The organism is uncultured Marinobacter sp. (assembly GCF_947488835.1).
Classification (GTDB): Bacteria; Pseudomonadota; Gammaproteobacteria; order Pseudomonadales; family Oleiphilaceae; genus Marinobacter.
In genome coordinates, this window is the sequence record NZ_CANLBK010000001.1 from 1,432,768 (window position 1) to 1,444,127 (window position 11,360).

The following is an 11,360-nucleotide window of genomic DNA, read 5'->3' on the forward strand; positions in this document are numbered from 1 at the left end:
CACAACGTCGATTGTCCCACCTGTCGTCTAGAAGTTGGACAGTTCATCCTGCAGGTCTTTTTTCAGTTCATCTGCTTTTGTTATCCACAGAGTTTTATCGGCTCCCGGGAATACGCCCACTTGCAGCCCGTCTTTCGCCAATCCCGGTACCCATTTCTTGAAGAAATCTGGCAGCGAGATGCTTTTCGGGGTCAAACCATCTGCCCCCTTGGCATATTCAACGGCAAATTCGGAACTGGGCCAAACCGGCAAATGTGCGACACCGTCGTCCTCCGACACTATGGACAGGAAGCGGCTTTCCGAATTAACGAGTATCCAGATCTCCCGCTCTTCCAATACTTCACTAAGGAAGTAGTCGTATCTCTCTTCACCATCCATTTCGAGTACGCTGGCTAGCTCTTCGCTATTCATAAATCTGAATCTCTGTTTAGTGAATCAGGCTCAGGGTTAACTCCCTGAGCTTTTCGGTACATCCAGGCAAGGCCAAGGAGCGCGAGCCCCAAACCCATAAAGGCGGCAACTCGCCAAAAGCCCTGTAGTCCCGCCATATCGATCAGAAAAATCTTGCCGATCACAATCCCCAGCAACGCCATGCCCACCTTGTACAAGATGATATGGGTACTTTTTGCGGAATAAACAGTGGAGTAGAGGATTGCCACTATGGCGTAAAGCATGCCGATTACCGAATAGGTATACAGCTCGCCCTCTGTCATGCCATGCCACAGCGCCATATCGCTGCCCTGCCACAGCTGGCGAATTTCCAGGGCTGTAAATAGAAGGAACCCCGCCCCCGCAACGCACATTGACCAAAGCTTGGGCGCAATCTGCGGGAACCGGCTGATAACAAGCGCCAGCAGTACCGGGCCACCAAAAGCAGGTAACAGCATATTGAAGATGGGCGTGCTGCCAATGATGCTGCCGCTCCACCAGGGGTTATGCAAAGTGACCAGCGTGAGGTAGCTGAGGGCAGAGAGTGCCAGCAGAACCCATGAGAACAACCGGTAGAGCCAGGCCAATGATTGGCTGGATTTTGCCCGGACAGCATAAGTTACACTGAGTGCGCCCCAAAGCAGCGTGTTCATGGTTGCTTCAATCAGGCTGTATTCGTGAACAAAGATGTCGCCATCGTACAACCAGTAGCGCAGCTCTGCGCCCAGGAACAACACCAGCAAGTGCAGGGTTGCGCCTTCCAGCCAGGGGCGAATCGAATGGCCTTTTTCAGAAAGTTTAGTGGCAGCCGCCGCCAACAGCGTGGCTCCGCCATAGGTCCACAATGTCCAGTGCACGCTGGCATCGTAACCTTGTATCCAGGGATTGAAGGTGAGCCGCGCAACCACCAGCGCTAATACGCCCTTCAGTAACAGGTACAGCTCCGGCATCTGATAACGCCGGGCCAGCCAGGTAAGGCTGACGAACTGAACCGATAAGGCCAGGGTGAGTGATGCTTCACGGAAGGCCATCACTGTGGCCAGTGAGTAACTGACGTGCGCCGCCATCAAGGCCCAGACCACACCGTTCCCATAACGAGCCAGCCCTTCCATGCGCCACGCGAGCGCGCCGTATACTGCGCCAAGCGCCAAGGTGGCAACCGCCCACACAACCGATGTTTCGCCATAGCCCTGCAGTAACAGCCAGCCAAGCACCAGCCATACCAGTGGCGAAAGCAGGGTTAATGAGGCCCAGCGTCGTTGCTCGGCATAGCGCCCCCACAGCCAGAGGCCCAAACCGGTGGTGATGATGGCGGCAGCAATCAGGTAACTGACAAAACCCGCTTGTTGCGCCAGAGGAATCTGCAACAGATAAAACAGATCGCCATCCATTCGTCCCATATACAGCAACCAACCGGCAGCACTGGCTAACACGGCACCCCAAGGCAAAAACCACAGCGCACCCCGGCTCTGAGGAACCAAGGATGCGACCGGCAAAATGAGCAGCCAGCTCCACAACGACGGGTTATCAACAGATTGATGTGCAATAGAAATACCCCAAATCGCTAACAGCGGCAGAAGCGCCTCACGCAAACGTGAAGGTGCGGCCTGCTCCTGGCCCGGCAAGAATGCAAAAGCAACAAACAAGGCGGCCAGATACACGGCCGTTGCCAGTTCAGCAGGCGCTGCAGCCACGGTGGCTGCCCACCAAAGCAATGCACCGGCCAGTGTTGCGTACCAAAGCCAATCACGGAAAACGTAACGCATTAATAAAAGCGAACTGATCGTAATCAGGAAGCTGTACGAGAGCACAAAGGCGACGCTGCCGTCCTCGCCACCGATAAGCAGAGGCACAATATAGGCGCCACTCAGCCCCATAATGGCCAGCAATGGGCCATGCACAAGCGCCAATGCCATGGTGGCCAATGATACAACCGCAAGCATGACCAGCCCGGCAACTGGGCCGATTAACTGGTAATGGTGAACACCGGCGAGCAATGCGGCGTATAGCGTAATACTGCCCCCACCCGCCAAGGCTGCAAACACCTGATCGGTACTCATGTGGCGCCTGCGCAGGTATTCCGCGCCTGCGTGCAGCGCAAGGCCCGTAGCCAGGGCGAGTAACAGTTGAGGTACAGGGCCAATCAGCCCCGCGCTGATGGAATGGCTGACCATAAATATTCCCGCCAGCGCCACACTCAGGCCACCCAGCCAGACCATCCAGTTTTCTTTAAGGGCCTTTTTGATGCCTGAATAATCACGAGCCGGTGAAACTGAATCCAGCCAGTCACTTGCCTCAACCTCGGGCTTTTCGACCCATTCATTCGTCGCTGCTACTGGCACCGGTTCTGGCTCTCGCTCGGGCGCCGACGGCTGGGAATAGGCCAAACTTTGGGATTCAGCCGATGCAGGTTCCTCTGGCAGTTGTTTATCCGGTGCATCAGGGCGTCGGAGCGTTTCGATTTCCCGGCGCAGTTCCGAAACCTCTCGGCCTAGGGAATCAATGCGTGAAGAGTGTGCATTCCGTTGCTGAAAAGCCATGAAGCCCAGAACAGAACCTACAGGTATGAATATCGCCAAGCCTACGCCAAGCAAAATAAGTATGGCTTCCAAATCCCTTTATCCTTCTGAAGATTCCATGAGGTACAGCGCGAGCCGCCGATGCAATGTGCAGTCTAACTTCTCCGGGGAAATAGCTCACCCACAAAGGACACTACCCAAAGCCCGCACTTTACGTTAAGGTCAACTTTACTCAGTTTAATCCGGTTTTACCCAAACTGCTCGAACTGGTAACAGGAGCCTGTCTGCATCACCGGCAGGGTTGCACAATGCGTTCTATACTCTGGAAAACTCCGGCGAATAGAACAAGGCTCCATAACTTAACGAGGCCCTCACAAGGGGCATTTTGTTCCTCAAGCCACCACCCCAGGAAGAGGATTATGACAACAACAAAGTACAAATCCGTTTATACGCCTGTTTTTACAGACGGCTCGGAATATCACATTCCGACACTGAAACTCCTGAAACAGGACGGCTCGCTCTATAAAGGCGGCAAAGCGCCTGACATCGATAAAGACAAAGCGCTGAGAATCTACCGCGCCATGGTCACTACCCGCATTCTGGATGAGCGTATGCTGGGAGCCCAACGACAAGGCCGCCTCAGTTTCTACATGCAGTGCACCGGTGAAGAAGCCTCCGTTATCGGTAGCGCCGCAGCCCTGGACGACGCTGACATGATCATGGCTCAATACCGTGAGCAAGGCGCCTTGGCCTATCGCGGCTTCACCATTGATGAGTTCATGAACCAGTTGTTCGGCAACGAGAAAGATTACGGCAAAGGCCGTCAGATGCCGGTCCATTATGGTTCCAGCAAACTCAATTACATGACCATCTCATCACCCCTTGCCACTCAGATCCCCCAGGCCACCGGCTATGCCTATGGCCAGAAAATGGCCGGTGACGGACATTGCACCATTGTTTACTTCGGTGAGGGCGCAGCGTCGGAAGGCGACTTCCACGCAGGCCTCAACATGGCCGCCGTACATCGTGTGCCCGCTATTTTCTTCTGTCGCAACAATGGCTACGCCATTTCCACCCCGGCGAATGAACAGTTTGCTGCCGATGGCATAGCGCCTCGGGGCTTCGGCTATAAAATGGACACCATTCGTGTCGACGGCAACGACATCCTGGCCGTTTATCAGGCCACCGAAGCTGCCCGTAAGCTGGCCGTGGAAGAAAACCGCCCAGTGTTAGTCGAAGCCATGACCTATCGCCTCGCGGCGCATTCTTCATCCGATGACCCCTCCGGCTATCGAAGCAAAGATGAAGAAGCCGTATGGCGTGAAAAAGATCCTATCCTGCGCATGCAGAACTGGCTCACCAAGAAAAAATGGTGGAGCGAGAGCGAAGAAAAAGAGCTGCAGGAACGCATGCGCCGTGAAGTGTTGGAAACCATGAAGCGAGCGCAAAAGCTGCCCCCTCCTCCTTTGGAGACCCTGGTAACAGATGTTTACGACGAAGTGCCCCCGCTGTTGAACGCGCAGTTTGAAAAACTGAAGGCGCACATTCGTAAATATCCGGATGAGTACCCCAAGTCGGCTGCTCACGTTCAGGGAGGGGCATAACATGGCCAAGATGAACATGCTGCAAGCCATCAACGACGCCCTTGATCTGGCGATGGCTGCAAACGAAAAGGTTATGTGTTTCGGTGAAGATGTGGGTGTCTTTGGCGGTGTTTTCCGAGCCACCAGCAACCTGCAACAAAAGTACGGCAAAGACCGCTGTTTCAACACGCCTCTGGTGGAGCAAGGCATTATTGGTTTCGCCAATGGTCTGGCGGCTCAGGGCTCGTTTCCGGTCGCTGAAATTCAGTTTGCTGACTACATATTCCCGGCCTTTGACCAAATTGTTAACGAGTCAGCAAAATTCCGCTATCGCTCAGGCAACCTGTTCAATGTGGGCAACATGACCATCCGCACCCCATACGGCGGCGGCATAGCTGGTGGCTTGTATCACTCCCAGTCCCCTGAGGCTTATTTCGCCCACACGCCGGGCTTGAAGGTTGTGGTGCCACGCAACCCGCACCAAGCGAAAGGGCTGCTGCTGGCGTCCATCAATGATCCCAACCCGACCCTGTTCTTTGAGCCAAAACGTTTGTATCGAGCCTCTGTTGGCGAGGTGCCTGAGGGAGAATACCAATTACCGCTGGGCGAAGCCGAAGTCCTCAAAGAAGGCACTGATGTAACGGTGCTGGGCTGGGGCGCTCAAATGGAAGTCATCGATAAAGCCGTCGAAATGGCCGAAAAAGAAGGCTTCTCCTGCGAAGTGATAGATCTGCGTACCATCCTGCCCTGGGATGTGGAAACTGTTGCCGAATCGGTACTGAAAACCGGGCGCTTGGTGATCACCCACGAAGCGCCTCTTACAGGTGGTTTTGCGGGCGAGATTGCCGCCACCATTCAGGAACGCTGCTTCCTCTATCTGGAATCGCCGATCGCACGGGTGACCGGGATGGACACCCCCTTCCCGCTGGTGCTGGAAAAAGAGCACTTCCCCAACCACCTGAAGGTCTATGAGGCCATTCGGGAAAGCGTCGAATTCTAAGCAGATATCCGGACAGGAGAACAACTATGAGCGATTTTATACTGCCCGATATCGGCGAAGGTATCGTGGAATGTGAGCTGGTCAAATGGTTGGTCAGCGAAGGCGATCTGATCGAAGAAGATCAGCCAGTTGCAGAAGTAATGACCGACAAGGCGCTGGTGGAAATCCCGGCCCCCTATGCAGGGCGCGTTACCAAGCTGTACTGGAAGGAAGGCGACATAGCCAAGGTACATGCACCATTGTTTGAGCTGGTGGATGAAAGCGGTGAGGAATCAGGTGCCGCCTCCAGTGACGAAAGCAAAAGTGATGAGCCAGAAGCCCAACCGGCTAAACCCGAACCCGGCGCAAAAGCAGACGACACCCCGGAGCCTGCAAAAGCCCCGGTTTCAACAACACGGCAGGACGGGCAAAAAATTCCCGCCAGCCCCGCCGTGCGCCGCCTGATTCGCGAGAACGATCTGGCGCTGGAGGATGTACAGGGCTCCGGAAAGGATGGGCGCGTGCTGAAAGCCGATGTGCTGTCCCATCTGGAGCATCCTGAAACTGGAAGCTCCTCCGCACCTGCAGGCAGGCCCCAACGGCCAGCGCACAGTCAGGAAGTCCGCATAGAGCCCATCAAAGGCATGCAAGCGGTCATGGCCAAGCGCATGGTGGCATCGGCCTCCACCATTCCGCATTTCAACTTCAGCGAAGACATTGATGTGACGGAATTGCTGGCCCTGCGCCAGCAGCTCAAGCCGGAAGCCGAAGCACGTGGTTCCCGCCTCACTCTGATGCCTTTCATTATGAAAGCCATCGCGCTGGCAGTTCGCGAGTATCCAATACTCAATAGCCAGATCAACGAGGATGTGACTGAAATCCACTACCAGCCGAGCTGTAACGTGGGCATGGCAGTGGATAGCAAGATCGGACTGCTGGTGCCAAACGTGAAAAACGTCGACCAGCTGACGTTGCTGGAAATAGCCGACGAGGTCACTCGCCTCACGGAAGCAGCTCGGGAAGGCCGGGTAAGCCAGGCGGATCTCAAAGGCGGCACCATTACCATTTCCAACATTGGCGCTCTGGGCGGCACCTACGCCTCACCCATCATCAATGCACCGGAAGTGGCCATTGTGGCCTTGGGGCGCACCCAGAAGCTGCCGCGGTTTGATGCCAATGGGCAAGTGGTGGAACGCTCCATCATGACCATCAGCTGGGCAGGCGATCATCGCATTATTGATGGCGGCACCATCGCCCGCTTCAATAATCTGTGGAAGAGCTACCTGGAGTCACCACAATCCATGCTTCTCCACATGGGCTGACTGGTATGGCGCCACCCAACCAATCATTGCCGATGCCGCATCAGGCCCAGCTTCAGCAATTCTACATCCCGGAAGAGCAGTCGATTTATCTGCTCAGTCACGACGATGCAAAGAAGCTGAAAGACTGGGTTGAGCTATGTACGGATCAGCTCCGGCAGATGGGCTATGCGGACATAGCAATGATTGGCAAGGGCGCCTTTGGTTTTGTATTTGCGGGCCGGCTGCCGCTGGAGGGTGCGCGGGATCTTGAACATGTTTTCAAGTTTACCCGCATCACCCTGCCCCAGCACCTGCATGACAGGCTGGAAGACGAAGCCTACATACTGGAACAGGTGGAGCACCCCCGGGTGCCCGGCCTGATTGCCTACCATCGAGCAGGTAGCCAACCGATTCTGGTAATGGAGCGAGCCCCCGGCTTTAACCTGGAAGAAGTCTCCCTCCAACGAGGCCGCCTGAGCCCTCGCCTGATTATCCGCATTGCCGATCAGCTGGCCGACATTCTGCGAAACCTGCGGCGTGAAACCGATAGTGGCAGACGCCCGATTGTGCACGGAGATATCAAGCCGTCCAATCTGGTGTTTGATGCAGAAACCGAAAATATTGCTCTGATCGACTGGGGCTCTTCGGTCTTTGCCCAGCTGGACGCAAACCAACAGTTCCTCAGCCCCAGTGTAATGGAGCTGATGTCCGACAATCTGCAACAAACCAACGCCCGCTTGGGCGATGTGTACTTCATTGGTGAAGAGCAACTCTATGGCGGGCTCTCGTCGCCACGGTTTGACGAACAGGGAGCGGCAGCCACCCTCTACGCACTGGCCTCCGGGCAATCTTGTCGTTTTGGCCACCTAGCCATACCTGCCACATCCCTCGGCTTGCCCATGGAGTTTGCCCGCATGCTGGATGGCATGCTGGACCCGGATCCTGCGCAACGTATGCGGGCCGGTGATCATTATCTGAAAGAGATGCCGCGCATGGCACGCACGGTGATGATCGATTTGCCGGAACCACCCCCTACGCAACTGGTGCCAATCTGGACGCGAATCTCAGATCGGGAAATCGACACTGTGGTGTACAGCTCCCGTAAGGCCTTTTTGCGCCAGGAAGGCGCCGACGAGTCCCTGAACGACGTGAATGACGTACAACTGGATCGCTACTACAAGAACTTCATGCAGGGCATGGGGGACACTGAAAAAGCTTTCCTGGCGGCTGTCAGCCGGCTTGGCCGTTATCCTGTGGAGGGTGGGCTCGCGGTGCGTTGGGAGCCTGACGGCGTCTACGTGGATACTTCCCTGAACCTGCACGACCCAGAGCTACGAACCTCCTTCACCACCGCCGTGAACAACATGGTGAATCTTGCTCAGGCAATCTATCGCCAGGGTATCTTCAAAAGCTGTCTGTTCAACGCCCGGGACACTCTGCACATTGAGCGGGAAGAACAAGACCAGCCATTCGTAGCGCCGCCGGAAATGCGGCTACCGTATCAGGTGAGTTCCGCGCCTGAAGTGGAAGATCGCTCTCGAATACATTCCTACTTTGAAGATGGGCCAGACCCGGAAGAGTTCCTGGTGCTGCCGCAACCCATCATTAAATCCCTCGAAGCGCTCAACAGCATCCGCCATACCGGGATGATTATCTTTGAGGCTCTGCCCCTTCACCTCAAAATCCACAGCCAGTACCGGCTGCTGGATCCGGAGAAGGAAGACGAGTTTCGCCAACGGCTGGATGAGATTCTTGCGGCTGTAGATCAAATTACCGGACTGGGCGTATCCGGTTTTATGAAAATGCCTTACAAAGATGCGCGCTTTTTCCCTTACATCGAGCGGCTTCCGGAGCGGTATTACCCGAGAAATCCAAGGCTGGAAGCCACGGAGGCAGGCTAGTTACAAACCGCACACTTATCCGCTTCGCAAACGCAACTGATTGGTTTACGATGCGCCGCCACATAATGTTCCAGCTAATCGCTTCTAATACCGCCAGGCCGCCATGTCCTCCAATTACCTGTACACCGATTTATCCGCCTATTACGACCTGATGTGCGCGGATATTAACTACCACGCCCAAAGCTACGGCGTGCGCAGGTTGCATCAGCTATTTGGCAATGGGGGCAACACCCATCTGGATCTGGCCTGCGGAACCGGCCCCCACGTTCGGCACTTTATCGATTTCGGGTATCAAAGCAGTGGTTTGGACATAAACCAGCCCATGCTGGAGCAAGCAAAAGCCCGGTGCCCGGAAGCCCAGTTTTCATTAGGGGATATGTGCGACTTCCAGGTGGGCGAGCCGCTGGATTTGATTACCTGTTTCTTGTATTCGGTTCACTACAGCGGCGACATCGAAAAGCTGAAGCAGTGCATTGCCAGTGCTCATCGCGCTTTAAAGCCCGGTGGTGTGTTCTGCTTTAACTCTGTCGACAAGGACAAAATTGATAACAGACTGTTTGAGCGGCATACCGTCACTCAGGGAGATAGCCTGTTCACCTTCAGCTCCGCGTGGCATTACTCTGGCGAGGGAGAGAAGCAAGGGCTCAAACTCAGCATTACGAAAACTACCGAAGGCACCACTCAGTCATGGGATGATGAGCACCCTATGGTGGCCGTGAGTTTTGACCAGCTGACTGCCCTTCTAAAACCCTGGTTCGACGTACACATTCTTGAACACGACTACGAAAAGATCACACCTTGGGACATGTCATCGGGGAATGCGATCTTTGTTTGTGTGAAGCGCGAAGCGCAATAAGCAAATCAACCGTCTCCCGGGGGATCCGGGGCTTCGATAAGAATTTCAACAACCGAATCAGCCATGCCGGCACACCGCAGGCCGTCGAATGGAAAGATCGAATCAAAACCACCTTTAATCTTCTCCTCCACAACGCTGCGCAGTTGCCGACGCGCCCTGAACAACCTTGTTTTAACAGTAATCACGCTGATCCCCAGATCTTCGGCAATCGCCGCTACAGACATACCTTCTGCCTCCCTTAAAACAAAGGGAACTCGCAAGGTACTTGGCAGCTCAGTTACAGCAGCCTCAATCAAAAGGCGAAATTGTGCCCGCCCCTGTTCCGCTTCCGGGCCTGGTATTTGAACCCCGGGAAAGGCAACCACCGATACATCCGCGTTCCGGGACTCATTGATGGAATCGTATTCTTGCGCCGGCCGTATTTTTCGCAGCCTCATTTTCGCCGCGTTCAAGGTTATGCGGGTGATCCAGGTAGCAAGCCTGGAATCACCCCGAAATTCATCAATTCGCGTGAACGCTACTAGGTAGGCCTCCTGAACAACCTCTTCTGCAGTCGCATCGTTATCAACAATTCCTCGTGCAATTCTGAACAACCTTGGATTCATGCGCCTGATAATTTCCCGAGTAGCGGCTTCATGGCCTTTGCGCGCCAACTCGACCAGCTCGGGTTCTGACGTATCAGAACCCACACCCTCGCGACTTGATAGTTCAGCTGTCTGTTTCATTTTAACTCCGGGGCACGGATGCTGCCTGATGTCAGTATGCTTTCGACTGAGGGAAATGCAGCTTCTAAGCTTTTGGTGACACCACCGGCGCGGACGGCGGAATCGTCCCAGCCATTCTCACCGGGATCTCCAACCACCACCCGCCCCACCATTCCGGCCTGTTCGTGGGGTATGCAGTAAAAATCATAGACACCCGGTGAGGTTAATAGTAGCTCGAAGGTATCTTCCGGCAGCAGATAGCCGCTATTGAAAGGGGCTGCCTTTTCAGGAATTCGACGCTGCCGACCAAGCACCTCCGGATGATAAGCCGTTACTGTATGGGCATTTCCGCTATCCCTGTTCACAAACCTCACACGGGTTCCCGGCTTAACGGCCACGCCAAACGGGTCAAACCAAACCCGTTCACCGCGGGCTGTACCCCGCATCTCGATCAGCACTGAAGGCTGACCGGATGCGAGCACCGGCAAGTTAACGGCTATCAGGGCACTGCCTGCCCCAACCAGCAGCTCACGCCGCGTGAGTTTCATTTTGCCAGCCGTCCTTTTGCGGCCTCATCATGAAACAACACTACATGGGCATGGGGCACCTCAACGCCTGGATGCCCAGCATTGTAATAAATGTCGACCGAGGTGACCTTGTGCGCCCCTATTCCCAAGTCGTCATAAGACACTCCATTTTCCAGTTCCTCCAGTGGTGTCATGTATATGGTTGCCGATAGCTTGCCGTCATGGTCGTAGCCCAGAAACGGACCGGCAGGAAGCGTATCCGGATTAACAAACAGTGTGCCCAGCCCGGGAATAAATGCCGGGAGCGGAAGCACCTCGCTCACTTGCACGTAAGGGCTTGCAGGCGGCATTTCCTCTACCGCGCCCTGATCGTGTGCAAAAGCAAGTGATGCAGCCAACAAACCAAGGGTAAATGTGAGTTGCTTGTACATGAGTATTCTCCATTGCATGTTGCGCCAGATTTGGCTTGTACTTGTATAGATGCAACAGAAACAGAAAGGTTACACACTGCCAGCCAGTCGCTGGATTTTTCACCCCAGCCCTGATACCTTCTCGCCCAGA

The 11,360-nt window shown here is 54.9% G+C and carries 10 protein-coding genes; 5 read left to right on the forward strand and 5 right to left on the reverse strand.

Features of this window, described 5'->3' with window-relative positions:
• Nucleotides 1-27: 27 nt before the first annotated feature.
• Together Q0824_RS06605 and Q0824_RS06610 are read right to left on the reverse strand one after the other, a co-directional pair.
• Nucleotides 28-411 carry a DUF2750 domain-containing protein gene (locus tag Q0824_RS06605; RefSeq protein WP_298448672.1) on the reverse strand — a complete coding sequence of 128 codons (384 nt, stop codon included), beginning with the start codon at nt 409-411 and terminating at the stop codon, nt 28-30.
• A complete protein-coding gene (locus tag Q0824_RS06610) occupies nt 408-3,041 on the reverse strand; it encodes a DUF2339 domain-containing protein (protein WP_298448674.1) in 2,634 nt (877 codons plus the stop codon). Before Q0824_RS06610 ends, Q0824_RS06605 begins: the two co-directional genes overlap by 4 nt.
• Nucleotides 3,042-3,367: 326 nt before the next feature.
• On the opposite strand from Q0824_RS06610, the gene Q0824_RS06615 reads away from it, so the two are divergent.
• The 5 genes from Q0824_RS06615 (at nt 3,368) to Q0824_RS06635 (ending at nt 9,568) form a co-directional block, all read left to right on the forward strand.
• A complete protein-coding gene (locus Q0824_RS06615) occupies nt 3,368-4,552 on the forward strand; it encodes a thiamine pyrophosphate-dependent dehydrogenase E1 component subunit alpha (RefSeq protein ID WP_298448675.1) in 1,185 nt (394 codons plus the stop codon).
• A 1-nt stretch (nt 4,553) separates the two neighbouring features.
• Complete coding sequence (locus tag Q0824_RS06620; RefSeq protein ID WP_298448678.1) at nt 4,554-5,531, forward strand: transketolase C-terminal domain-containing protein; 978 nt, start codon at nt 4,554-4,556, stop codon at nt 5,529-5,531.
• 26 nt (nt 5,532-5,557) lie between these two features.
• Nucleotides 5,558-6,832 (forward strand): 2-oxo acid dehydrogenase subunit E2, encoded by a 1,275-nt coding sequence (locus Q0824_RS06625; RefSeq protein WP_298448679.1) that lies wholly within the window; start codon nt 5,558-5,560, stop codon nt 6,830-6,832.
• Nucleotides 6,833-6,864: 32 nt separating this feature from the next.
• Nucleotides 6,865-8,712 carry a protein kinase gene (locus Q0824_RS06630; RefSeq protein ID WP_298449550.1) on the forward strand — a complete coding sequence of 616 codons (1,848 nt, stop codon included), beginning with the start codon at nt 6,865-6,867 and terminating at the stop codon, nt 8,710-8,712.
• Between the two features lie 103 nt (nt 8,713-8,815).
• On the forward strand, nt 8,816-9,568 hold the full coding sequence (locus Q0824_RS06635; RefSeq protein WP_298448680.1) for a class I SAM-dependent methyltransferase: 753 nt from the start codon (nt 8,816-8,818) through the stop codon (nt 9,566-9,568).
• Nucleotides 9,569-9,573: 5 nt separating this feature from the next.
• Here Q0824_RS06635 and Q0824_RS06640 read toward each other — a convergent pair whose 3' ends face one another.
• Genes Q0824_RS06640 through Q0824_RS06650 form a run of 3 tightly spaced genes read right to left on the reverse strand, consistent with a single transcriptional unit; the run spans nt 9,574 to nt 11,230 of the window.
• Nucleotides 9,574-10,293, reverse strand: a complete 720-nt coding sequence (locus tag Q0824_RS06640) for an RNA polymerase sigma factor (RefSeq protein ID WP_298448681.1) — start codon at nt 10,291-10,293, stop codon at nt 9,574-9,576.
• Nucleotides 10,290-10,820: a plastocyanin/azurin family copper-binding protein gene (locus Q0824_RS06645; protein WP_298448682.1), complete on the reverse strand. Its 531-nt coding sequence runs from the start codon at nt 10,818-10,820 to the stop codon at nt 10,290-10,292. The genes Q0824_RS06640 and Q0824_RS06645 overlap by 4 nt, the downstream gene beginning before the upstream one ends.
• On the reverse strand, nt 10,817-11,230 hold the full coding sequence (locus Q0824_RS06650) for a hypothetical protein (protein ID WP_298448684.1): 414 nt from the start codon (nt 11,228-11,230) through the stop codon (nt 10,817-10,819). The genes Q0824_RS06645 and Q0824_RS06650 overlap by 4 nt, the downstream gene beginning before the upstream one ends.
• Nucleotides 11,231-11,360 lie beyond the last annotated feature (130 nt).